This is a genomic window from Candidatus Chlorohelix allophototropha (assembly GCF_030389965.1).
Classification (GTDB): Bacteria; Chloroflexota; Chloroflexia; order Chloroheliales; family Chloroheliaceae; genus Chlorohelix; species Chlorohelix allophototropha.
This window is the reverse complement of record NZ_CP128399.1, coordinates 446,274-471,154: the sequence shown is the minus strand read 5'-3', so window position 1 is coordinate 471,154 and position 24,881 is coordinate 446,274. Positions and strand designations below refer to the sequence as shown.

Annotated in this window: 17 protein-coding genes and 1 tRNA gene; 9 read left to right on the top strand and 9 right to left on the bottom strand. The window is 43.6% G+C overall.

The window, feature by feature from the left end; translation table 11 throughout:
• Positions 1–239 precede the first annotated feature (239 nt).
• A complete protein-coding gene (locus OZ401_RS02145; RefSeq protein ID WP_341469069.1) occupies positions 240–1,898 on the top strand; it encodes a site-specific DNA-methyltransferase in 1,659 nt (552 codons plus the stop codon).
• A 198-nt stretch (positions 1,899–2,096) separates the two neighbouring features.
• Here OZ401_RS02145 and OZ401_RS02140 read toward each other — a convergent pair whose 3' ends face one another.
• The 9 genes from OZ401_RS02140 to OZ401_RS02100 form a co-directional block, all read right to left on the bottom strand.
• Positions 2,097–2,342, bottom strand: coding sequence for a hypothetical protein (locus OZ401_RS02140; RefSeq protein ID WP_341469068.1), 246 nt, complete (start codon positions 2,340–2,342; stop codon positions 2,097–2,099).
• 163 nt (positions 2,343–2,505) lie between these two features.
• Complete coding sequence (locus OZ401_RS02135; protein ID WP_341469067.1) at positions 2,506–5,112, bottom strand: DNA primase family protein; 2,607 nt, start codon at positions 5,110–5,112, stop codon at positions 2,506–2,508.
• Between the two features lie 20 nt (positions 5,113–5,132).
• Entirely contained in the window at positions 5,133–5,477 is a 345-nt protein-coding gene (locus OZ401_RS02130; RefSeq protein ID WP_341469066.1) for a hypothetical protein, read from the bottom strand.
• Positions 5,440–5,688 (bottom strand): hypothetical protein, encoded by a 249-nt coding sequence (locus OZ401_RS02125; RefSeq protein WP_341469065.1) that lies wholly within the window; start codon positions 5,686–5,688, stop codon positions 5,440–5,442. The genes OZ401_RS02130 and OZ401_RS02125 overlap by 38 nt, the downstream gene beginning before the upstream one ends.
• 218 nt (positions 5,689–5,906) lie before the next feature.
• Entirely contained in the window at positions 5,907–6,029 is a 123-nt protein-coding gene (locus OZ401_RS02120; RefSeq protein WP_341469064.1) for a hypothetical protein, read from the bottom strand.
• Positions 6,030–6,115: 86 nt separating this feature from the next.
• Positions 6,116–6,508, bottom strand: a complete 393-nt coding sequence (locus OZ401_RS02115) for a hypothetical protein (RefSeq protein ID WP_341469063.1) — start codon at positions 6,506–6,508, stop codon at positions 6,116–6,118.
• A 131-nt stretch (positions 6,509–6,639) separates the two neighbouring features.
• Entirely contained in the window at positions 6,640–8,067 is a 1,428-nt protein-coding gene (locus OZ401_RS02110; protein WP_341469062.1) for a type IV secretory system conjugative DNA transfer family protein, read from the bottom strand.
• Positions 8,068–8,158: 91 nt separating this feature from the next.
• Positions 8,159–9,229, bottom strand: a complete 1,071-nt coding sequence (locus tag OZ401_RS02105; RefSeq protein ID WP_341469061.1) for a tyrosine-type recombinase/integrase — start codon at positions 9,227–9,229, stop codon at positions 8,159–8,161.
• Between the two features lie 120 nt (positions 9,230–9,349).
• Positions 9,350–9,423 (bottom strand) — tRNA-Pro (locus OZ401_RS02100).
• Positions 9,424–9,670: 247 nt separating this feature from the next.
• On the opposite strand from OZ401_RS02100, the gene OZ401_RS02095 reads away from it, so the two are divergent.
• The 8 genes from OZ401_RS02095 to OZ401_RS02060 all read left to right on the top strand — a co-directional run bounded on the left by OZ401_RS02095 (position 9,671) and on the right by OZ401_RS02060 (position 24,817).
• On the top strand, positions 9,671–10,630 hold the full coding sequence (locus tag OZ401_RS02095; protein ID WP_341469060.1) for a DMT family transporter: 960 nt from the start codon (positions 9,671–9,673) through the stop codon (positions 10,628–10,630).
• A 106-nt stretch (positions 10,631–10,736) separates the two neighbouring features.
• Positions 10,737–12,035, top strand: coding sequence for a glutamyl-tRNA reductase (gene hemA, locus OZ401_RS02090; protein ID WP_341469059.1), 1,299 nt, complete (start codon positions 10,737–10,739; stop codon positions 12,033–12,035).
• Positions 12,022–13,029: a hydroxymethylbilane synthase gene (gene hemC / locus OZ401_RS02085; RefSeq protein WP_341469058.1), complete on the top strand. Its 1,008-nt coding sequence runs from the start codon at positions 12,022–12,024 to the stop codon at positions 13,027–13,029. Before hemA ends, hemC begins: the two co-directional genes overlap by 14 nt.
• Positions 13,029–13,850: a uroporphyrinogen-III synthase gene (locus OZ401_RS02080; protein WP_341469057.1), complete on the top strand. Its 822-nt coding sequence runs from the start codon at positions 13,029–13,031 to the stop codon at positions 13,848–13,850. Before hemC ends, OZ401_RS02080 begins: the two co-directional genes overlap by 1 nt.
• 61 nt (positions 13,851–13,911) lie before the next feature.
• Entirely contained in the window at positions 13,912–14,808 is an 897-nt protein-coding gene (locus OZ401_RS02075) for a chlorite dismutase family protein (RefSeq protein ID WP_341469056.1), read from the top strand.
• A 74-nt stretch (positions 14,809–14,882) separates the two neighbouring features.
• The gene (gene hemL / locus OZ401_RS02070; RefSeq protein WP_341469055.1) at positions 14,883–16,187 is read left to right on the top strand and encodes a glutamate-1-semialdehyde 2,1-aminomutase; all 1,305 of its coding nucleotides are present in this window, start codon (positions 14,883–14,885) and stop codon (positions 16,185–16,187) included.
• 13 nt (positions 16,188–16,200) lie between these two features.
• Complete coding sequence (hemB, locus tag OZ401_RS02065) at positions 16,201–17,214, top strand: porphobilinogen synthase (RefSeq protein WP_341469054.1); 1,014 nt, start codon at positions 16,201–16,203, stop codon at positions 17,212–17,214.
• Positions 17,215–17,713: 499 nt separating this feature from the next.
• Positions 17,714–24,817, top strand: a complete 7,104-nt coding sequence (locus OZ401_RS02060) for an Ig-like domain repeat protein (protein WP_341469053.1) — start codon at positions 17,714–17,716, stop codon at positions 24,815–24,817.
• The last annotated feature ends 64 nt before the right edge of the window (positions 24,818–24,881 follow it).

Here is a 24,881-nt window from a genome sequence, read left to right as displayed (position 1 = left end):
AATAATAACAATTGCTTCTTAAGGCTCTTATTATCTCAAACCTGAAATAATTCAAGAAGTTTGAGGGAATTTGTTAAAGATATTTCAGATATTTAATCCTATAAGGTATTATCACAACGATCATACTAATTGTCAACTAGCAAAAAAGAGGTTTAATAGCCTGAAATTAGTTTTGTTTCATGCTATATTATCCCTGTAGCAACTTTCCACTAACTTTCTAACCTGAATAGAGGGTAAGAATGGCACAGAAGCCTATAACTTCTAATACGCTGTATTATGGTGATAACCTTAAAGTTCTAAGAGAATATTTCCTCAATGAGAGTGTAGATTTAATCTACTTAGACCCCCCTTTTAACTCCAGTAGAAATTATAATGTGCTTTTCAAAGATGAAAAGGGGCAAGATAGTAACGCGCAAATTACAGCCTTTGAAGATACATGGCACTGGAATGAAGCTACTGCAAAGGTTTATCATGAACTTACTACTGAAGCTCCAGACCATGTTTCAAAAATGATAGAAGCCTTGCATGACTTTGTGGGTGAAAATCAGATGATGGCTTATCTTGTTATGATGGCTATAAGGCTTGTAGAATTGCATAGGGTCTTAAAACCTACTGGTAGCCTTTACTTACATTGTGATCCCACAGCAAGCCACTACTTAAAAATTATTCTTGATACTATTTTTGGGGCGCAAAACTTCAGAAATGAGATTATTTGGAAACGGCAATCAGCCCATAGTGATGCAAAACATAAATTCTCTGATATAGCGGATATTATTCTATTTTTTGTAAAATCAAAAGATGCCATATTTAAACCTCAATATGGCGAATATGATCCCACTTATATAGAGAAGTTTTACCGATTTGATGATAATGATGATCGTGGTCGTTATCGTTTGGACAATATGACAAGCCCAAATCCTAGACCTAATATGATGTATGAATGGTTAGGTTATTCTTATCCGGTGAAGGGTTGGCGTTATCAACGAGAAACTATGCAAAAACTTCATGATGAAGGTCGGATTTATTATCCCAAAAAGCCTGATGGGAGTTATGATACAACCAAACGACCAGCATTAAAACGATATTTGAATGAACAAGAAGGCTCAATTATAACTAATATCTGGGCTGATATTAATTCACTTCATTCCTCTGATTCAGAAAGATTGAATTATCCCACTCAAAAGCCACTGGCATTACTAGAGCGTATTATTCAGGCAAGCAGTAATTCAGGTGATATAGTATTAGACCCCTTCTGTGGGTGTGGTACTGCTATAGCAGCAGCAGAAAAGTTAGGTCGTAATTGGTTAGGAATTGATATTACACACCTTGCTATATCTCTTAATAAAATTCGTATGAAGGATATGTTTCCAGATATTAAGTTCAAAGTTATTGGAGAACCCACAAGTATTGATGGTGCAAGGCAATTAGCTAGTGAGGATCGCTATCAATTCCAGTTCTGGGCTTTACCCTTTGTAAATGCTCAACCATTAGGAGCGCAAGCAGGGAGTAAAGAAGGTAAAAAGGGTAGTGATAAAGGAATTGACGGTGTTATCAGGTTCAAAGATGATGAAACTAGCAAGGTAAAACGCGCTCTTGTACAGGTGAAAAGTGGACATGTAAAGAGTGGCGACATTAGAGATTTAATAGGTACTGTTGAGAATGAAAAGGCTGAAATGGGCGTTTTTATAACGCTTGAACCTGCTACCAGTGAAATGAAAGCAGCAGCTATAAAAGCAGGATATTATGAATCTATATGGGGTAAGTTTCCTAAAATCCAGATTTTAACAATTGAAGAGCTTTTGAATAGGGCTGAAGTAAAAATGCCACCTACTAAAGTAAGTTACAAAAAAGCTCAAGTGGAGCAGGTACAAACTATTCAGCCTCAAATGGATATTTAAGATTTACCATGTATGTGGGATTGACCCACAAGGGGATATGAAGCTAAAGAAGGGCTGTTATTCTGTTAAGCAGTATGATTACACTACTTTTCAAAATAACAGCCCTTCTTGAGGTTTATAGAAGGAGCTAATAATTTAATACTAACAGTTAATGAACTATTGATACTAAGTATCAATAAGATGATACTGGATTACTTTTTATGCTGCTATAGCCCGATCACCATAAATCTTTTTAAGTAATAACCTGTAAAATTCTGAAGAATTATTAAAACCTGCTATATCTGCTATGGCATTACAAAGCCGATCCGATTCCAGCCCCTTAGCTCCAGATTTAAGAATATATAATGCTTCTTGCTCGCACTTTGAAGCCTTTTTCCCAGACTTAACAGCTTTTCCAGCATCTTTTATAAGTAGCTCCAGATATGCTGTAAGAAAATCCACCATTTTTCCTATCCTTTTACACTCTCATAACCCACAAGTGATGAAACTATTACCGTTTTACCGTTTTTACTGTTTTTATAAAACTTTTCTATATATTTTTTATTATGAAAAACTCTCATGAGAAACGGTAATAACGGTAATAACGGTAACAGAATTAAGTGTGTAGCTACATCTGTGGGTTACTTTCCAGCCTTTTTAGCCCTTTTACAAAAGTTTTATTCAACCTACCTTTGATAACATCTATACCTGTTAACGCTCTGAGGCATTTGCCTAATTTTTTATCAGTTATAGGCATTTTTTCCCCACTGTAATTACAAAATCTTACATAATCGGCGTAAAACTCTGAGAAAAGAATTTCCCCCGACCTGTCATATTGATAAAGCTCGGCTATCAAGGCGGAAACAGGATTACTATCCCGTTTTTCACTTTCTTTAGCCTCTCTCATTCTGTGGGTTTCTGGTATAGATTTACCGTTTGCTTTCCATTTCTGAAGCCCTTCTATCATCCAATTAAGAATTGCTGATTTTTCAGCCTTAAGTTTTTTATCTAAATCTCTATCCTGCTTAGATTCTTCTAACTCATTAGTACAAGGAAAAATCCTTAATCGGTTGAATAGTGCTTCATCTGGATCATGCAAGTCTGGTAAATAGTTTGTATCCAGCCATAACTTCATTTGTGGTACAAAAGTAATAGGGTCTTTGTAGTTCCTACGGGCTGTTATTCTTGAACTACCAGCAATATTTTTTAGAAGTGGAGCATTAAAAACTTGACCTGCTCCTGCTTCAGAGGCTATTACAATTCTTGCCTTTTCTAATACAGCCATTTCAGGACTAGCACTATTAGAGGCTTTAGTATCCCCCCATTTTGAATTGACTGTAAAAGCGTTTGTACCGGCATTAGCACCATAACCACCTGTTAAAGCATCTCCCAGTACATCCCTTATAGCCTCCACAAACTTGCTTTTACCAGTGTTGCTCTTACCACAAAGCACCATGATAGCCTTGCTCTCTGTTGAACCTGTAAGACTGTATCCAGCCGCAATTTGTAACACTTCAGCCATTTCTTTATCACCGTCTGTAAGATCATTAACAACTTTTTCCCACAAGTCACTATATTTCTGTGGGTTATATTCCACATTGCTAATCCTTGTTAGCTTATAGGAAGGGTCATGTGGCAAAAGCTCGAAAGTGCCAAGATTTAACACACCATTTTGAAGATTTAGCAGATTATCATGGGTGTCAAAATCTTCAGGATCACAGCCTAAACAATCAGGGTCTGTAGCTGTATCTATAGCAGCTTTTAACCTTTGATTTGAGCTTGAAGTAATATAGTGAGCATATACTTTTGTTGAATAGCGGAATTTAGCTTCAATTGAGGTATCTTCAGTAGCAGCATATTCAGAGCTTTCCAGCCTTATAGCTTCAGCCATTCGCTTTGCATAACCAATTAGTACACCTTTGTAAGCCTCTTTGTTAGTAGTCTCTTTCCAGACTTTACCAGTCCAATAGAGCCAAGTATCTTTTGCATAGGCTAGAGTATCTTTATAGAGAATAGACATGCGCTTTGCGTTTCCAATGTCTGTTAATTCTAACTTTCCAGCATCATAGAATAGCTTTCCAGCATTTTGAATACCTGCTTTTTCTTCAGGCTCTCGCATGGCGGTAGGAGTAGAAGTAAAAGAAGGGGTATAGCTGAATTGTGTATCATTCCAGCTTCTTTCAAACTCAGTGTCTAGCCTGTTTTCAGAACTAAATTTATCCCCTGAAAGACTATCAATAAGTTGTGCATATTTTTGCCCCTCTTGGTAGTTCTTACCTACCAATGGGTATAAATGATTAACTAGAGCCTGAAAAAATCCTGATCGGTCTTTACGGACATACTTTCCAGCAAAAGCCCGTAAAGAGCTTTCAACAGAATTAGATTTGTTAGAAGATGTGATAGGAAAGGTAATAATGTTACTGCTGAAGGCTTTAGCAGCCTCTACGGGCTTTGTAGCAGGGCTGTTTTCAAGCTCCTGCATAATCTCCAGTAATTCTTGAGTAACAGTATTGTTTTCTACCCTCTCAGGATATAGTCCCTGTTCATTTGTGGGTAAAAGTACCCTTCTAAGATAGCCATTTCTCAAAAATTGCGCTTCATTAGGTTTACTATTACCGACTCTAAAAGTTCCTGCTATAGACATTACTCTTGCAATGTCCATCCCTTCTAGTTTGGTATTTATACCTATTTGTTGGCAAGCACTTGAGAATTTATCCTCAAGATTGTGCGTTATCCACAATTTAACAGCATCATTAGCTAGATCATGAATCCCTTTAATCCCTTTTTCAAGAGGAACAGGGGGTTTAGGTAAAACAATAGGGCTTATAGGTATAATGATATGACAACCTGCTCCACTATCTTCTACTACAGAAGTAATACCTTTTTGAAGTAAAAGGTTATATAACATAGCCCCTACTGCATGGGATGAAGTGGGTTCAGCAGGGGTTTCAAAATCAATTGTTACATTGTCAATTCTGGTTATATCTTTAGTAGCAGGTTTACTACCTTCGGGATTTTGAAAAAGGTTAACCGCAAGCCATACAGCCTTACCATTTTCACTAACTTCTTGTGGGTTACTAACAGGGGGTAGCATTTTGCCATTCTTAGCAAAGAATTTGGCTTCTTTAGGGGTTTTGCCATAGTAGGCTATAGCACTATCAAAAACAGCCTGATTGAATCTGTCTCCAGCCTCAAAAATTGTCGTATTGTCAACAGATGATAAATTTGTTATCATGTTAATATACCTTTTTACCATTAAGTAAGGATCAGCCCTGAAGTGTTTGCATCACTTTCGGGCTTTTTATTTCTCATTTCCTCTAATCTTGCTAAAATCTTGTTAGATAAATGAGCTAGAATATAATGCTGGTAACTGTAATCATCCTTACCCTTTACGGGTACTGCTGATCGGATTTTAATTGCTGCTCTAGATATGTCATAATTTATATACTCAAGAGCCTTAAATAATTGATCCTCTCTTGCACTCTCTTTAACTTCTTCAGGCACAATACCATAAGAATTCTTATCAGGAATATAAAAAATATCTCTATACTCTTTAGACTTTTCAAAAGGCTTTTTCCCCTTGTAATTTTGATAATTCACACCCGTTAAATCCCTTTCCAGCCCCTATTAAAGAGCCATATTTTTCTAGCAATGCCTCTACAAAGAAAGCACTAAAACTCTTATCAGGGTTTTGCTCCTTTAGAAGATTTAAGACCCCTTCAACATCATTTACTTGTGCTTGTGGGACACTTACAGAAACAAAATGATGAAAGCCATATTTCCTCTTACGGGCTATAACAATTTTAGTCATTGGAATTCCTTTCCATAAACTACTATAATTTTTCCTTATAGATATAAGGTAATATCTTACATATAGTTTATCATGGGTTATGTCAACTAGCAATAGATAGAACTTAAAATCTATATAAAATCTGTATAAATAGGCATTTATGCCTAGTTAATACTATTGACAAGATGTCAAAACTGTGTATATTAGCAAATAACTGATAAAAACAGCCCCTTTACCTGCTAACCCCCATGATTTTTCCACATTGCTATTACAAATTTTCTTAATATCTCTTTTTGCGCTTCAGTCAATTCCACTACTGGAGCTACAGTACCTTCTATAGTTGTGTAAATAATAATCTTCATGGCTTCTTTTTCCTTTCCAGCAGGTGCGAATTACTTAAGAAAAGGGGTAAAATCCCACAATTGGAAAAATTACCCCATGTTAGTTTTTAGTCCTCTTCAAAGTTTGATAGCCCATAATTGACTGCTATGATACCTGCAATCTTACGGGCAAGCGACAATTCAAGGGGTTCATAAAGTGCCATGATCTGTTGTCGCCTTGTGGGATATACTGCAAATACTTGCCACCCAGTATCTAGCCTATGGAGTAGTAGGGAATTAGGCTTCATGGTTTTTATCCTTTCTGGTATCTTTTCTGATCCGGTTGATACAAGGAATCCTATATTGGTGTAATCATGCGCTAATACACTGGAAAGCAGTTTGATTACTGGAAACCCTACTGAAGTGCTAAACTTTGCAAATACTTCTTTACTGCCTTCATAAAGCCCTGTTAATTGCCAACCCTTATTAAGTGGAGCTAAATACAAGCCTTCTGGTTTCATGACAATTCCTCTCCTGTAATACGTTGCTAACAGCCCCTTCAAGGAACTGTTAATTGTTTTTAGACTCTGATATTGCGCCTTAATACTTCTTGTACTTCAGTGTTTTTACTTGCAAAAAGCCCAATTTATTACTAATGACAATGATTGTTGTCAAAAGAAGGCTTAAAATTGCGCCTTAAAACCTCTTGTACTTCAGTGTTTTTTGCTTGCAAGTTTCGCCCTGCTACCTCTCCATGAAGTGCTTTCACTATGTCTGAAATGGTTTTACCATCTAGGAACATTGATACTACTCTTGCATCATCTGGAGAAATAGCTTTAACCGATTGTAAAGGACTGGAAGCCTGATTATTTATGACTTCCAATTGACTTATATTTGACTTCCAATTGTCATTTATAGGGGGTAATATTTCGGCTGTTTGGAAGTCTGAAGTAAGTCTATTGGAAGCCTGAAAAGCAGCAATGGAAGCCACTTTTATTACATCTTGTGAAGTAGTAAGAGGGATTTTTACCAGTTCTATTACACCATTAGTGCGATATAAGAAAGCCTCTCCAGCTTGGAAGCTCTGTACGGCTCTTGCCTCTTCTGTGGGTAGTAATAGCCTTGCTTGATTTGCTTTCATTCTGTGTACAAAAGAACTTGCAAAACTATCTCTTAATTCAGTACCACCACTTGTAGAACCTTTCCAGATTTGACCCACAACAAGCGCAAAAATATTAACCTTGCGTCCTTGCTGTGATATATCTTGCAAGAGTTTTGCTACAAGCTCACCCATGCTAGTCCTGTAAAGGCTTGTAAATTCATCTATTGCCAATATGAGAGGGTTTCTATTCTCTCGATTGTGTAACCGGCTCTGTAACTCTCTACTTATAATGTCTAATACAGCTTCAATTTCATCAGGAGCTATAGCAGGTTTACAACCATAAAAGAATGAACTGTTAAGAGGCTCTAAAGTGCTTGCTAGGCTTTCCTCTCCACTATCGCCATGTGGGTCTATAATTAGGAATTTAGCCCCTTGCAAGGCTGATTGAGAGGCTAAAAATCTTACAGTAGTAGTTTTACCACTGCCTGAAACTCCTGCTACATTGGAGCTATACAAATCTTTCCAAGTGCCTTTAATCGGCTCTCCAGATGGTTTGTATCCAAGTATTAGACCCTCTTCTATTTCTCCAGTTCTAAGCAGATCGGCAAAGGTAGGAATTTTTACAGGTTCTTGTAAACTCACAAATTGGTTAGAAGTTGGAAGGCTGGCAATCTGACTACCATCTGTAACACTATGAGAACCTTTTACAATTACATGGGGCGAATAGTGCAAGGTATTAGGAACGGGCTGTAAAATGTTCCCTGCTTGTGGGTGTAGTATTGCTCCAGTTTGTAAAATTCTTACAGGGTAGTTTCCATTATTATCAGGCTGGAGTGTAGTTACTAAAGCATTTGCATGTAACTTTTCCAAGTGCCTTTTATGGCTTTCATTTGCATTAGTTTGATAGAAATAAGCTCCAAAAGCAGCTATAGCAAGAATTAAAGGGGTTAAAAGCACTATAGCGGTTATAATTTCCATTTATTGACCTCAATTTTTTGATATAATTTTGCTTGCTAGGATGATTGACCTCTCCTAGCACGTCCTAGAAGGCGCAAACTTCTAGGACTTATTAATTTCTGCCTTTAGGTGGTCTACCTTTACGCTTTTTAGTAAGAACTTTAGGACTATCGTTACCCCCTGTTATGAGTGTTATGGGTGATTTAGGTCTGTAGATTATGGAAAGTCTTTCAATATTGTTTCTGACATAAATTTCAGTAGTAGTAATTGAGGAATGACCTAACAATTCTTTTAAGTCCCAACTACTAACCCCCTGTTGTGCAAGAAAAGAAGCAAAAGTATGTCTAAGCATGTGAGCATAAAATTTAACCCCTGTACCTGCTCTTATGCGTCTAACAAGAGAATGAAAACCACTTATAGTAAGAGGCTGTAAATCTACTGTTACCCACAAGGAGCTATCTGGTTTCAAGTCTTTAAGATGGGGGTGTTTTATATAGTCTGAAAGGACTTTACGGCAAGCATCACTAAAAATTGCTACCCGTTTACCAGTTTTACCATTGACTGTACACTTTTGCTGTTTTAGGTCTAAATCACAAACCCTTATAGATAGTAATTCTCCTAACCTAATGCCACTATCTAGCAGGAGTGTAAAAGTTGCTAAATCTCTAAGCCCTGCAAAAGTTGTGAGTTTGTTTTCATCAGTAAGGAATTTCAAGATTTTTGATACTGATTCCAAATCTAAAGTCTTGATAGTCCTATCGGCTTTTTTCCGGTTATAAAATTTGACAGTTTTATTAAATGGGGTTTGAGGTATATAACCCTGTATTTCAAGCCATGAAAAGAATACCTTGACAGTATTGCCATAGGAATTTATAGAGGCTGGAGAAAGTATAGAGCAATTGCTACAGGCTGATCCCCAACGATTACTATTAGGCTCTCTTAAATATGTTACGAATTGTCGGGCTTCAATTGTAGTAACATCTCTAGGATGTGAACCTAATTTATCTGCATATCTGGTATAGTCATGCCACCACCACCAAAACTTGAGAACTTTATTAGAGTAATCTAATACAGTCCTATCCGATAAAGCATCAGCCCTGCAATAGTCTAACCAGACCATTATTAAGGTTTTGAAAGGGTCTATTTCTTGTGGGATTTTGTTAGAATCACATGGTTTTTTCAAAACAAAAAGCTCCAGTGATAGGAGCTTAAGAAGCAATTTATACTATTTGAAAGGGATGATTTTTGCTATAAGTCTGGCATTGCAAACGAATAATTGGAAATACAATGAGGGGATTAAAAGTCGGGGCGAGAGGATTTGAACCTCCGACCACCTGAACCCCATTCAGGTGCGCTACCGGGCTGCGCTACGCCCCGTTATAGTTTTTAATGCCCGCGTATTATACGTCTTTGCGCCGGATTAGTCAAGATAATTTCACTTCAGCTCGATTATAGCCCTTTAGGGCTTCCTAATAACCAAATCGCGCTTTACATCTCTCGTTTTTGCGCTTTATATCTTTGCTCTTGCGGTTTAGCGTGTCCAAGAGCAAATTGCCTTATACAAGCAAATTTCAGCTTGCTGGCTTATAATGTCGCTCTAATAATCCACAGTTCAGGAGCATAAGTGAAAACCAAAACATTTGACGGCGCAACCGCATGGGGCCCGGTTATCTTGTTGGTGCTGGTTGTTGCCAGTTGGGCAAGCGCCACTGTTGTAACCAAACACATTTATTTGAAGCATCTATCAACGCCCTTTACTATGGTAGCAGTCCGTTTTACCATCGCCGGATTGTTCGCCCTTTTAATTTACTGGCTTAGCACTCGGCGTACTAACTCAGCCTTGCCATTAGTAGGAGGGATAAAACCTTACCTGTGGGGCGGCATATTTCTGTCAATTTATATGATTGGTCTCAATACCGCCCTGATTTACATCAGCGCCACTTTGGGAGGAATAATATTCTTTGGCTTAAACCCGATGGTAGTCTTGATAGGGGGATATTTCTGGCTAGGGGTAAAATCGGGCTGGCGGCAAGTAATAGGAGTGCTAATATCACTAAGCGGAATCGCCATCGTTATAAGTGGTGGTGATATAAATAAATTGCTTCAAAGCTTAAATAGTGGAAATCTCCTGCCCGGACTGGCGCTCATGATTTTTGCAACCTTTGGCTGGGGATTATATGGTTTGTGGGGAAAACGACATACCAGCCCTTTACCCGGTGCAAGCCTGTTATCTACTGGCTTAAACCAACTAATCGGAGTAATTCCGGTATGGATATTGCTGATTTTGTTTGAACCAAACGGACTTTTTTCGCTTAGCTTTGAAGGATTACTCTATATAGCTTACGCCGGGATAGTCCCATCGGCGCTTGGCTTTGCGCTCTTCTACGCACTCCTCCGATATCTAAAGTTGGAACAAGTGGCAACCATCCAACTATTTTCCCCCGTATTTACCGAAGTGCTGGCAATTCTCTTTCTTAACGAACCATTTGGGTTGGAATTGGTGATAGGAACAGTGGTTTTATTATGGGGCGTAAGAGTGGCAACCGCCCCACGAAAAAAATTCGCCAGAATAGGTACTACTTAGGCAGAATCTAAGGTCTAGACCCTATATATAAATTTACGGTAGGCTGGTAAAATTTTCACAATGTGTTCAATTCATAACTTGAATTTGGCAACTGAGGCATATTAATATGGAACTTATGGCAGTGGGGTTAGATTGCAAGAAAGCCCCTCTCGAAGTCCGCGAGAAGTTGTCGTTTGGTGGTGAGCGTTTAAACGGAGCATTGGCGGCACTGGTGGCACATCCTCACATACTAGAAGCCGCTATTCTTTCAACTTGTAATCGGGTTGAAGTCTATTTGGTTGCCACTCACGCCCGACGCAACGATTTGCAAGCGGAAGTGCGGCGGTTTTTGTCTGAATACCAGTCTGTACCCGAAAATCAATTTGCCGAATATCTTTATTACCATCATGGAAGAGATGCTGTCGCACATCTTTTTGAAGTAGCCAGCGGCATCCAATCTATGGTAATTGGCGAATGCCAGATTCAAGGGCAGGTACGCGATGCAATTGAAATTGCCCGGAAGCAAGGAACCGCCGGGCGGGTGCTGGATTCAAAGTTCCGCGCCGCAATTAGCACCGGAAAACGCGCTCGAACCGAAACTACTATCGCTGAGTTTGGGGTGTCAGTAAGCTATACCGCTGTAGAACTGGTTAAGAAAAATGCCGGTTCATTGGAAGGCAAAGTTGGGATGGTATTAGGCAGTGGGCAAACTGCGAAATTAACTGCCCATGTACTAATGGCGGCGGGCGTTAGCAAAATATTGATTGTTAATCGTACCTTGAGCAAAGCCCATAAATTGGCTGAACATCTAGGTATTAGCAAGGAAAACACCTACGAACTGGAAGATTTATCTAAAGCATTGGAACAAGCCGATGTAGTAGTTTGCTCTACCGGTTCACCGTTTGCAGTTATTGAGCCGAAGCATCTTGAAAAGGTTATGCCCGGCAGAGTTGACAGACCTCTTTATATTGTTGATATTGCTGTGCCTCGTGACGTTGCTCCCGATGTTTCCGAAATATTAGGTGTACAGCTTTGGGACTTGGACGATGTAAAGAAGTTGGCGGACGAGAATCTTGAAAAACGCCGCTCTGAAGTACAGCGAGTAAAAACGATTGTCAATGAAGAGATTGAAGAATTCATGAGTTGGCTTGGCTCATTAGCTGTAGTCCCCACTATCACCACTTTAAGAAAACATGCGGATACTATCCGCCGCGCTGAATTAGAAAGAATACGCCACACTTTCGGTGACTTATCCGATAAGCAAGTGCATATGATTGAAGAGTTAACTAGCCGCATCGTTAACAAACTCCTACACGAACCTACTACAAGATTAAAAGAAGTTGCCACCAGCACCGATGCAGGTCGGTATGCTGAAGTGGTCAAGCATCTTTTCGCGCTGCAAGGAGCAGGTCATGAAACAAATTGAGTTAAAGGAGGCGGAAGAACCGCACACGAAATTGCCAAATAAAACAATTATTGTTGGTACTCGGGGCAGCAAACTGGCGCTATGGCAAACTAATTGGCTGATCGAAGAGCTTAAAAAAGCCCGTCCTGGTTTGCAAATCGAAACCCGCGTATTTACTACCCGCGGCGACCAAATTCAGGATGTTCCTTTGCAAAGTGTCGGGGATGATGGCTTTTTTGTAAGAGAACTTGAAACTGCTCTGCTGGCGGGCGAAATTGACTTGGCAATACATAGCCTCAAAGACCTCCCCACCAAACAACCGGAAGGCTTGCATGTAGCAGTTACCCCTGAGCGTGTCGATGCTCGTGATGCATTGTTCAGCAGAGGAAACATTAAGCTGGCAGATTTGCGGCAAGGAGCGGTCATCGGTACCAGTAGCGCGCGCCGAGTCGCTCAACTACGCAACTATCGACCTGATTTCCAGATAAAAGAATTGCGCGGAAATATCGATACTCGCATGCGCAAATTGCACGAGCAAGATTATGACGCAGTAATACTGGCAGCAGCAGGCGTAAAAAGAATCGGTCGTCTTGACGAAGCGGCAGAATGTATTCCATTAAATGTGATGCTTCCCGCCCCCGGACAGGGTGCGCTTGCGCCGGAATGTCGGGTCGATGACAAAGCCTTGCTGGGTATTCTAAACCTAGTTAACGACCGGAACAGTCTAATCGCAGTAAAGTGCGAGCGAGAATTTATGGCAGCGCTCGGTGGCGGTTGCCAAACTCCGGTTGGCGCGTATGCCGAAGTGATTATGCAGCGCCTAGTCTTGCGCGCTTTCGTTGGTAGCCCTGATGGCTCTCGGAAAATTCTGGTAGAAATTCAAGAACCTTGCGATGGTTCTTTAGCACAGGCTAAAGAAGTTGCGCTACGTTTAGCGGAGGAAGCGCTCAACAAAGGCGCACGCGAAATCTTGGATGATGCTCGCAAACAAGGCTATATCACCGAGAGAAAATAATGGATACTCAAAAAGCACTCCCGCTTGCTGGAAGGCGCATTGTAGTAACCCGTGCTAAAGAACAATCCGGTGGTTTATTGGAACATCTGCGCGAAATTGGCGCAGATGCTCTTGAATTTCCGGTCATCAAAACTGTTCCACCTGAAACTTGGGACGAAATAGATGGCGTAATTGCCGAGCTTTCCACTTACAACTGGGTGGTTTTTACCAGCGTAAACGGCGTTGAGTATTTCTGGCAGCGAATGATTGCGTCAGGAAAAGATAGCCAATCTTTTTCAGGGGTTAAATCTGCCGCGGTTGGCTCTGCCACTGCCGATTCTCTCCGTAGCAAAGGAGTTGAAGCGGATTTGATTCCCACGCGCTTTGTAGCAGAAGCCATTCTGGACACACTTGGCGAAAATTTGCAAGGACAACGTTTCATGCTGCCTCGCGCCGACATTGCGCGGCAAGTGCTGGTTACAGGGCTAGAAGAAAGAGGCGCAATAGTTACTCAAATAACAGCTTATCGCACTGTAGTAGGTGGAGAAAGTGGGATAAGCCCCTCAGATTTGTTGCAATTGCTGGAGCAAGGGCAAGTGGATGTGGTAACTTTTACCTCAGCCTCAACTGTACGCAACTTCGCGACTCGCCTTTCCAGCGTTAGCACCAAAACATTGCCCGAATTGTTAAAAGATAGTGCAGTTGCCTGTATAGGTCCGATTACGGCTAGTGCCGCCCTTGAGATGGGTCTAAAAATAGACCTTCAACCCGGAAAATATACCATAGATGAACTGGTAGTTTGTATTTCGGACTACTTTAACCGGGCGAGCGCTACCGTATAATCAAAATATAAATTTTGATTTTTCCGACCTGTGGATTAGAAGTTGGAGGTACAATATAAATATGGACGACAATAGTGCAACCAGAGGAGGTTCAGTTGCTACCCCTGTCACTGAAGGTTACGCTAACCCTTCTGCGTTAGTTACCCCTGAAGAACAGGAAATGAAACAGAAACTTGGTCTCAGGGGTGGACGGGTCATGCCCGAAGCGCCTGAACTGAAGGTCGAGTTTAAGCATAACGACACCAAGCAACAATTTGTTAAATTTAGTTTTTACAAATTAGACCCAGCTTTTAGACGCTTACCGGCAGCAGAACGTCAAAAGGGAGTTAATGAGTTTCTGCAAGCTATGGATGGTCTTTACCCAAAGGGTGAGTTATTGCGCCCCTATAGCCTGACGGGTGTGCGCGGTGATGTAGATTTCATGCTGTGGCATGTCGTCCCAGTAAACAAAGATGGCGAATCTCCCAGCGGGTTGGAACGTTTTCAGGAAGTAAACGCAACAGTATTAGGAACGGGGTTAGGCGCATACTTGACCGTACCTGTTAACTATACTGCTATGACCAAGCGTTCCATATATACTGAACAGCATTTTCACACTACATCGGAAAACGAGCGGTTGCGGGTAGAACCTTGGGGCGCTAAATACCTTTTCGTCTATCCATTCGTAAAAACTCGTCAATGGTACTTGCTGTCGAAAGAAGAGCGGCAGCGCGTGATGAACGAGCATATTATCGTGGGACACCAGTATCCAACCGTAAAGTTGAACACTACTTACTCTTTTGGTTTGGATGATCAGGATTTTGTAGTAGCATTCGAAACCGATTACCCGTCAGATTTTCTTGATCTGGTAATGGAATTGCGTGAAACCGAATCTAGTTTGTTCACGGTGCGAGATGTGCCCATTTTCACCTGTGTTTCAACTACGGTGGAGCAAATTATCAAAAACTTGGGTCTTTAGGCATCATTGCTTACGTCACAGGGGTCGGGGCACAATGCCGCTGACCCCATCATTTTTAATCGGGGAAAAAAGAAATGAGCGAGAAGCGGAAGGGTTCAGCAGATTTATTTGAAGCAGCCTCCAAAGTTCTTCCCGGTGGTGTCAACAGCCCGGTAAGAGCATTCAGGGGGGTGGGGGGTAATCCCATTTTCATTGAGCGTGGCGAAGGCCCGTTCATGTATGATGTGGATGGCAACCGTTACATTGACTACGTCTTAAGCTGGGGCCCTTTAATACTGGGACATGCCAACCCTATAGTTGTAGAAGCTATCATCCGACAAGCGGCGCGAGGTTCGAGTTATGGTGCGCCTACCGCACTGGAAACTGAACTTGCAGAACTCATTATAGCGGCTGTGCCATCCATCGAAATGGTTCGTCTGGTTAACAGCGGTACCGAAGCTACCATGAGCGCCCTAAGATTGGCACGAGCTTACACCGGACGCAACAAAATTATCAAATTCACGGGCTGCTATCATGGACATGCCGACTTCCTATTAGTCCAAGCGGGTAGTGGTGTTGCCACATTGGGCTTACCCGATAGCCCCGGCGTAACTGCGGCTGCCACTGCCGATACTCTCACCGCACCGTACAACGACCTAACCGCAGTTGAGGAGCTTTTCGCTGCCAACAAAGGGCAGATAGCCGCCCTTATTGTAGAACCTGTCGCCGGAAATATGGGTATGGTAGCCCCTCAACCCGGATTCCTTGAAGGCTTGCGGCGTATTACCGATCAAGAAGGGGCAGTCCTCATTTTTGACGAAGTGATGACCGGCTTCCGAATCGGTGGGGCAAGTTGTGCGCAGGGCAGGTATAACGTTAAGCCTGACCTTACCACTCTAGGCAAGGTCATCGGTGGTGGGTTACCGGTTGGCGCATATGGCGGTAAGCTTGAAATTATGAAACATGTAGCCCCGTTGGGTTCGATGTATCAGGCTGGAACTCTCAGTGGTAACCCATTGGCGATGGCTGCCGGTATCGCTAACCTCAAGGAACTATTAAAGCCTAGTTTCTACCCACAACTAGAAGCACATGGGAAATTGCTGGATGAAGGCATGAGTCAAGCCCTAGCACAAAGTCCCGTTCCGGTGCAATTCAAACGCATTGATAGTATGTTTGGGATATTCTTTACCGCTCAAGAAGTGGTTGATTATGCCAGCGCCAAAACTGCCGATACGCGCGCTTATTCTGGTTTCTTCTGGGGCTTGGTCGAACGGGGCGTTTACTTCGCACCCAGCCAGTTTGAAGCCGGATTTTTGAGCATTGCCCATACTCCGGAATTGATTGCTGAAACTTGCGCGGCTGTTAAAGATTGCCTATCAAATTTGGCAGTTACTGCTTAAATAGGGAGGAGCTATGCTAACCGAGAAAGACTTGGGAATAGCGCAAAAACACGCCAATCTCAAAAACCGACCTCGTCGCACTCGCCGCACCGAAAATTTGCGACGGATGGTGCGCGAGACTCATTTGTCGGTTGACAATTTTATCTACCCGCTCTTTATTGCCGAAGGGATTAACTCTCAGGTGGAAATCGGCTCAATGCCGGGGCAATATCGTTGGTCGTTAAAAGACCTTGCGCGTGAAGCTGAGAACATTGCCAAATTGGGTATTCCTGCGGTTTTGCTCTTTGGCATCCCTGACTTTAAGGATGAAATTGGTAGTGAAGCCTATAACGATAATGGCGTAGTTCAGGAAGCGGTTCGCATAATCAAAAAGGCTGTGCCTGAACTGGTAGTTATTACCGATGTTTGCCTCTGCGAATTTACCAATCATGGTCACTGCGGAGTGGTGAACAACGAAGGGTATGTGCTGAACGACCCAACCCTAGACTTGCTCACACGAATGGCAGTTTCACATGCTGAAGCGGGCGCCGACATCATCGCCCCTTCCGATATGATGGATGGTCGAGTAGGCGCTATCCGGGAAGGTCTCGACTCTAACGGCTTTGATAATATTCCGATTATGTCCTACAGCGCAAAGTTCGCTAGCGGATATTACGGACCATTCCGCGAGGCTGCCGATAGTACCCCTCAATTCGGCGACCGTCGCAGCTACCAGATGGATCCACCCAACATTCGCGAAGCTTTGCGCGAAACCGAACTGGATATTGCGGAAGGCGCAGATATGATTATGGTCAAACCTGCGCTGGCTTATCTGGACATCATCAGCCGCACGCGCGATCGCTTTGACCTACCGCTGGCAGCTTACAATGTCAGTGGCGAATACTCAATGATAAAAGCAGCGGCACGTTTGGGCTGGATTGATGAAGAACGTGTGATTCGCGAGACTTTAGTTTCGATAAAGCGAGCAGGCGCGGATATGATTATCACCTACCACGCCAAAGAAGCTGCCCCTTGGTTCTCTAGATAATTACATAAATCTTTCCCTTATATACCATAACAACGGCTACGGAGAAATTCCTGTAGCCGTATTTTTATTGCGATTACCGCTTAAATATTCTGTAATTTGCAAATTAATATGAGGCTAAATATGCAAGGCTATATTGCATATTTTAAGGTTACAACCTTGTTACAGTATTAGCGAATTTGGTTTTAGGTTTGTAATAATTATTGACTTGCCAATTCACATTGCTATAATTTTAGGAATGGTTAAAATAAATTAACTTCGCGTTTACCTAAGCTACATACTTAATAAAAGAGGGCAATCAAACCTGCTGGTTCAAATGCAAATCTTTTATGTAGTGCGGCTTAGCCTTCGTAGCGAATTAGTTTTTTACGCAAAGAAAGTGATAAGTCTAATCACCAATTCATAGTCTTGAGTTTGGTTATTTTTCCTTTCAAAAAAAACAGTAGTAAAACCGAGTTGGGCAAATAGTATCTGCACATGCATAGTAGAAAGTTTGGGAAACATGGGTATATTAAAGCAGCCTGTACCTTATTATTTCAGGTTTAGTCCAAAATTTTGGATTTATCAATTAGCTCTATATTCGCTGGCAGGATTAATTTTACTCTTGCCGGGTATCGCTAGAGCAAGTGGAAATGTTACAGACTGCATTAATTACTCAAGCCCCGGCGGGTTAGGCACAGCCCTCGCCGCTGGTGGTAACGTGACGTTTAGTTGTGATGGAACAATCCTAATCCCCGCTACTATTGCAGTAAATTCTACGGTTACTATTGACGCAACAGGACACAATGTTACCCTCGATGCACATAATGCCTTTCAGCTATTCAATGTAGCAGCAGCCGGCAACCTAACATTGACTAACCTCACCCTCACCAATGGTAAAGCGGTAAGTAGCAATGGTGGGGCTATAATAAGTTCCGGCGCTCTAACTATTACTAACAGTGCTTTTACCAATAATCTGGCGATAGGCACAAATGGGGTGGTTGGCATCGGTGGTAGTTCCAGTGCATGTAATGGCGGCACAGGGGCTAAGGGCGGGGAAGTAAACGGCGGCGCTATTTACTCAAGCGGCAGCTTGACTATTTCCAATAGCACCTTTACCCGAAATACAACTCAAGGTGGAAACGGCGGTAGCGGACAAACTTTGACCGTGACTTGCACCGATGGAAACGGCATTAACGGCGGGAACGGTGGAAACGGTGGCGCTGCAAATGGTGGCGCTATATATGCAACCGGAACAGCCTTTAACATTACCCGCACCACTTTCAGCAACAATCGGGCTGTGGCAGGTTCAGGTGGAAATGGGGGGGTCGGTAGTAATAGCACCAGTTACGGTGGTACAGGTGGAACTGGCGGAAACGGCGCAAATGGGGCTGGTGGCGCTATATTTGTTTCTGCGAGCAGTATTAATATCCGAAACAATACCTTTACCTCAAACTCGGCAATTGGCGGTTCAGGCGGAAATGGTGGACAAGGTGGTAATGGTCCCACTAATCCTCCCGCAGGTATGCCATATGGTCCCGGTGCAGGGGGGGGCGGAAACGGCGGGAACGGTGCGGCAGCAACCGGAGGCGCAGTATCCATCATCTCAACTTCTAGTATTGTAAGCGGCAACAATTTCGCGCTTAATAGCGCTACGAGTGGTGTAGCCGGCGCATTAGGTCCGATTGGCGCAATAGGCGCGCCAAACCGCAGTCCCGGTGTAGCCGGAAGTAGCGCATCCAGCAACGGTGGTGGGCTTAATTTAATTGTCGGTACTATAAACTTAAATAACGGGATTTTCACCAGCAATACACCCAATAATTGCGCTGGAGTGGCAACATTAGCTACAACCAATATCAAGGAATATCCTGCACCCGCTACTTGTGGTTTGGGAAGTATAGTAACAAATGATAAGCTCTATCCTTTTGCAACCTCAATCTCTTTAGCCCTTGCGCCCGGTAGTAATCTAACTCAGGGACAGGTAGTTACATTTAATGCCACGTTGAGCAATCTCGAAGAAGAGTCACATGGCTTAGTAACCTTTAGCGATGGTACTACAGTATTGGGAACCGCGCCGCTTATCGGCAATACAGCTTCTTTCTCAACCTCCAACCTGAGTGTAGGCGTACATTCTATTACCGCAAGTTTTGGCGGAGAAGAGGATTATAGCAGCAGCACTTCACCTGTCCTGAGCATTACAATAAGCCCGGCAACACCAACGGTAACATTGGCTTCATCGCTAGCCACCGCAACCTATGGTCAAGCTGTTACCTTCACGGCAAATGTTACGGCAGGTGGTATTGCCCCAACCGGTAGCGTCACTTTCTACGACAGTACAACCTCGCTTGGAACCGTGCCGCTGTCGGCTGGCAGTGCCTCTTTAACTATCTCGACTCTAGGAGCGGGCAATCATCCGATAACTGCGACTTACTCAGGGGATAGCACGTATAGCAGTAGCACTTCAACTGTGCTTACCCAACCAGTTAGCCAAGCAACGGCAACTATTACCCTCGCCAATTTGTCGCAAACCTACGATGGAACGGCTAAAAGCGTCACATATACCACTTCGGTAGCTGTACAGAACGTGCAGATTACTTACAGCCAGAACAACACTGCCGTACAAACGCCGATAAATGCCGGAGATTATCAGGTTACCGCTACTATCAGCGACCCTAATTACACAGGTAGCAGCAGCGCTACGTTGACGATTGCTCCGGCTACTTCAAGCATTACCCTAGTTTCTTCCTTAAATCCTGCCAAAATATGGCAAACGGTAACGTTTACCGCAACAATCAGCCCGGCGATTGCAACGGGTAGTGTCACCTTCTACGATGGCGCAACTACTCTGGGAATTGGCAATATAAATTCCGGTGGACAAGCTACTCTGGCAACTAGCCCACTGGTGGTTGGTGGGATTCATCTCATCACAGCAGCTTACAATGGCAGTAACAATGTCAATAGCAGCACCTCAGCCTCACTAAGTCAGGAAGCAGTTGACGGTTGGGCGGGTGCAAAAGAGATACCGCTTAGCCCGGTTGACTTGAATACTGTAACCGGTAGCGCCAACCAAACGAATACAGTAGCAGTTGACTCGCAATGGTTCAGCATTCAGGTTCCGGCTAACGGCAAGATAACTGTGACTTTGCGCGGCGCTGGTACAACCCTTGACTTACCATATGATATGGATTTAACGCTGCACAAAGATGTAAAGGCTGAATACGACGGGCTGAACAACGCCAGCAACACCGCTACTACACCCGTTAATCCGGTGCTACAAACCGCTAAGGTTGCAGCAATGGAATCGCTACCCATGTGGACGTGGGAAATGTGGACTTTCCCCATGTGGACGTGGGAAATGTGGACTTTCCCCATGTGGACGTGGGAAATGTGGACTTTCCCTTCGCCAACCACAAATAGCGTTTTCACGCCTGATACTAACGTACCAAGCGGGTACAATGCGGTGCCGTATATTGGAGCGCAAAAAACCAGCCTCGTGGCGGCTTCCGCTCAAACCGGAAACATGCCTGAATTAGTAGTGAACCAAACCGGTAATAATTCCGGCACATATTACCTGAGAGTTAAGAGCAAGAACGGTGGAGTTGGCAATACTTCATATCACATTGATGTCAAAGTGGAAGGTAGAAACTGCGAAGGCTTCACTGCCAGTACCCCACCAAGTTACACCAATACACAAGCCAATACAGTAGTCGTGACCGATTACTCGCAATTGCCCGGAACAGCCGATGAGAAAACCGCCCTTCAAGCTAAGCTTACTCAATTTGTAGCTCGTTCCGAAGTGGGGGGGGTAGTGGTTGATCTCAGCGCCAATAAAAGCGTACAAGACGCGCGCGCAAAAGCTAACCAGTTTGCTTTCTGCCCTCTCGCCCAGAATGCGCTTGCTGCTGAAATTAAAAGCGTGGTTAGCAGTTACAAGCCCCGCTACATCGTATTGATAGGGGCAGACGATGTAATTCCGTTCTATCGCTACCTCGATCAGGCAGCCATCGGCAAGGAAAGCAACTATATACCCCCGGTGGACGGCAATAAACCTGCCGGAGTAGCCTTGCAAGATAACATGGTGCTAGGGCAGGATTACTACGGGCAAAGCCTTGAATTTAACCCCGGTAATCAAGCTGTGCCAATTCCTGATGTGGCTGTTGGGCGGTTAGTCAGCACCGCTGCCGATGCCACCAATATGATTACCCAGTATCTCAATACCAAGGGGGTAATCGCGCCCAAGTCGGGCTTGGTCACCGGGTATGACTTCGCAACCGATACCGCTAATCTGGTTAAAAGTGATTTAACTGCTGCAATGACCCAACCGAATTGCGGGACGGCTACAACCGCCCCTTGCCCGGTAGTAGATAGTCTTATCTCGGATACATGGAGCGCGAACGACCTGAGAGCTAAATTTATCAATACCCAGCACGATTTTATATTCTTAGGCGGTCACTTTAGTGCAGGCGGGACAGAAGCAGCCGATAAATCAGTATTGATGGCAGCCGAATTGCTAAACTCTTCAACCGACCAGTCAAATTCACTGCTATTAAGTATCGGTTGCCACTCAGGCTACAATATTCCTCTCAATGGGTTTATTAACAATTATTCACCAGACCCGGATTGGGCTAAGGCTTTTGCTCGTAAGGGTATGACCTCTGTCATCGGTACGGGATACCAATACGGTGATACGGACGTGATTGCCTACAGCGAAAAACTGTATAGCGATTTGGTCAAGCAATTGCATACTGGTACAGGGCAAACTCAGATTACTATCGGGGATGCGCTGGTAGCAACCAAAAAGCACTATTTGGCAACCAATAGTCCGATACAGGGTGTTCATGCCAAGGTAGTGATTGAAGCCACCCTGTACGGGTTGCCAATGCTTGGGGTACAGCTTACCGGAACTACTCCTGCTTCCGATACCCCGGTCAGTTTGACCCTAAATGCGGCAAACTCCAACCTGAATTATGCCGATTACAACACTGGGCAGATTACCACAGATACCCATACCGTAACATTGGCGAACAATGCTAATCAGTCACAGACTGTTACTGCCACTTACAGAAGCGGCAAAGATGGCACAGTTACAAACCCGCTGGAGCCGGTACTTCCGCTAGATATGAGGAATGTAACCGTTTCAGGGCAACTATTGCGTGGCGTGGGCTTCCGAAAGGGTGATTATGTGGATACCACCGGACTATTCCCGTTGGTTTCTTCTGCCCCTACCACCGAGCAGGGCTTGGCGCATCCGACTTTTAGCTCAAACTACTTCTATCCGGTAACAGTGGCGCGACCTAACTACTACGATGCGCTTAGCGATGGCGCTACCACCCGTTTGGCAATTACTCCAGTTCAGTATAAGTCCGATTCCTTAAGTTCTATTACCGGCACGCAACGCCTATATAACAATCTGGGCTTCCGGCTATACTACGGTAGCACAAACGGACTCGCCAGCCCACCCGCTATATCCGGTGTTAGTGGTGCAAACAATAATGGTAGCCTGAGTTTCTCGGCTAAGGTAGTTGGGCAGCCTGATATTCAGGAAGTTTGGATTACCTATACCAGCAACGCGGGCGCGTGGTATGGCAAGTGGGATTCGGTGAACCTGCAACGCTCCGCCACTGATCCTACTCTATGGGTATCCGATCCTAACAACCCCTTAACGTTGGTAGGGCAAGCGTCTGACTTGCGATTTATGGTACAGGCTACCACCGTGGATGGTCTGGTTTCGCTAGATACCAACGGCGGAATATACTACAGTATTAACGGCGGTCAGACAGCACAAAACACCACTATAACCGTACAAAATCTGCCTGCTTCAGTAGCTACCCAGAGCCAGCCTACGCTTCAGGCTACCCTGAAAGACAATAACCAGAATCCATTGGCGGGTAAAACCCTCGTCTTTAATCTGGGACAGCAATTTGTAGCAGCTACCACAAACGCGAATGGGGTTGCGTTGGTAACTCCTCCTGCACCTAATACAACAGTAGACCCTACAAAACCGTCTTTCTTGATAAATCAAACGCCGGGTACTTACATTGCCAATGTGTATTTTACAGGCGATGAGAGCTATCAAGCTTCATCGAGCACGTCACAGCAACTTGTGATCACCAAGCAAGCAACCCAATTAAGCCTAACTGCTCCGGCTTCGCTGCAATATGGCAATATCGGCAATAGTGTGTCAGCAACTTTAAAAGACGGTAATAACAAACCGGTTCAACAAAAGTCAATCCTCTTTAAAGTTACTTCAGGCACTTTATCCTTTGCTAAAGCCGTTAGCACAGGCGTAGATGGAAAGGCAACGCTCGGCATTACCCAATGGCCAGCGGGGGATTACACTTTAACGGCTAGCTTTGGGGTTCTGGACAACGGGCAAATATCGGATCAATTCTATAATAGCAGCAGCGCTTCGGTAGCCTTGCATATTGACCCGACACCTTTAACCATTCAAACGGTTGATTCCAATCGAGTATATGGGCAGGACAATCTACCGTTCCAGGTCACTTACACCGGATTGATACCGGGTGAAACTGCCAATGTTTTAGGTGGAACGCTGGCATTTACCACCGTAGCGGGAGCAACAAGTGTACCGGGCGTTTATTCTGTCACACCATCCGGTCTAACTTCAAGTAACTATGCAATAACCTTCCTGCCCGGAAACCTGACCGTAAATAAAGCCAGCAGTTCCGTGGTAGCCAGCGTTATTGCTACAGGCACTACTTTCGGTTCAAATGTAGTTTTCAATGTCACCGTCAACCCTGTAGCGCCGGGTTCTGGTGTGCCGACCGGAAATATAACGCTATTGGAAGGAACCACCGTTATTGCTACTTCTACCAACTTGGACAGTAGCGGTAAGGTTACTATAACTGTTAACACCTTGAGCGCAGGCTCACACAAAATTAATGTGCTTTACAATGGAGACGGCAATTTCCTTACAGATACTGCCACACTGGATCAGGCTATCAGCATTAACAAAGCCAGTTCAGTTCTAACTGTTACCAGTTCGGTATCACCCAGTGCTTTCCTTAACCAACCGATAACCTTTGTTGCAACAGTAGCGCCAACAACCACTACACAGGTATCCCCAACAGGTTCGGTGATTATAAGAGAGGGCAGTACAATTCTTAGTACAGTAACTTTAATTGGCGGGAAAGCCAGCTTTACCACTGCCACTTTGAAGGTAGGCTTGCATAATATAACTGTTGATTACAACGGAGATACTAACTATCAGGGAAGTTCTGCGACTCTGGATCAGAAGGTACGCTATCGAGTCTGCGTCAACCCAATGGATGATAGTGATAATGATAATCCCGTTACTTGTAATACCAGTTATACCAAAGCAAAGAAGGCGGGTAGTACTTTACCAATCAAAGTACAATTGCGCGACTTCAACAATGTCAACGTATCTTCAGCTACTATCGTTTTGAAAGCGGTGGACGTTGATGGTGCACCTGTCTCCAGCAGCGGCAAAGCTAATCCGAATAACCTATTCCAGTGGGATAGGGACGCTAAGCGTTACGAGTTTAGCCTTAAAACCACCGGACTAACAAAGGGTAGTCATACCCTGAAATTCCAGGTGGTCGGTGACACCAATATTGATTATCTGGTACAGTTTACGCTCAACTGAGCATTGTATAAAATAACAGGTCGAGGTATAACAAACCTCGACCTGTTTTCTTTTTGCCAATAAG

Excerpts from the sequence above, each read along its gene's own strand:
- OZ401_RS02115 (WP_341469063.1), bottom strand. The coding sequence starts at position 6,508 with ATGAAACCAGAAGGCTTGTATTTAGCTCCACTTAATAAGGGTTGGCAA.
- OZ401_RS02120 (WP_341469064.1), bottom strand. The coding sequence starts at position 6,029 with ATGAAGATTATTATTTACACAACTATAGAAGGTACTGTAGCTCCAGTA.
- OZ401_RS02140 (WP_341469068.1), bottom strand. The coding sequence starts at position 2,342 with ATGGTGGATTTTCTTACAGCATATCTGGAGCTACTTATAAAAGATGCT.
- hemC (WP_341469058.1), top strand. The coding sequence starts at position 12,022 with ATGAAACAAATTGAGTTAAAGGAGGCGGAAGAACCGCACACGAAATTG.
- OZ401_RS02135 (WP_341469067.1), bottom strand. The coding sequence starts at position 5,112 with ATGATAACAAATTTATCATCTGTTGACAATACGACAATTTTTGAGGCT.
- hemB (WP_341469054.1), top strand. The coding sequence starts at position 16,201 with ATGCTAACCGAGAAAGACTTGGGAATAGCGCAAAAACACGCCAATCTC.
- OZ401_RS02125 (WP_341469065.1), bottom strand. The coding sequence starts at position 5,688 with ATGACTAAAATTGTTATAGCCCGTAAGAGGAAATATGGCTTTCATCAT.
- OZ401_RS02145 (WP_341469069.1), top strand. The coding sequence starts at position 240 with ATGGCACAGAAGCCTATAACTTCTAATACGCTGTATTATGGTGATAAC.
- hemL (WP_341469055.1), top strand. The coding sequence starts at position 14,883 with ATGAGCGAGAAGCGGAAGGGTTCAGCAGATTTATTTGAAGCAGCCTCC.
- OZ401_RS02075 (WP_341469056.1), top strand. The coding sequence starts at position 13,912 with ATGGACGACAATAGTGCAACCAGAGGAGGTTCAGTTGCTACCCCTGTC.
- OZ401_RS02110 (WP_341469062.1), bottom strand. The coding sequence starts at position 8,067 with ATGGAAATTATAACCGCTATAGTGCTTTTAACCCCTTTAATTCTTGCT.
- hemA (WP_341469059.1), top strand. The coding sequence starts at position 10,737 with ATGGAACTTATGGCAGTGGGGTTAGATTGCAAGAAAGCCCCTCTCGAA.
- OZ401_RS02080 (WP_341469057.1), top strand. The coding sequence starts at position 13,029 with ATGGATACTCAAAAAGCACTCCCGCTTGCTGGAAGGCGCATTGTAGTA.
- OZ401_RS02060 (WP_341469053.1), top strand. The coding sequence starts at position 17,714 with ATGGGTATATTAAAGCAGCCTGTACCTTATTATTTCAGGTTTAGTCCA.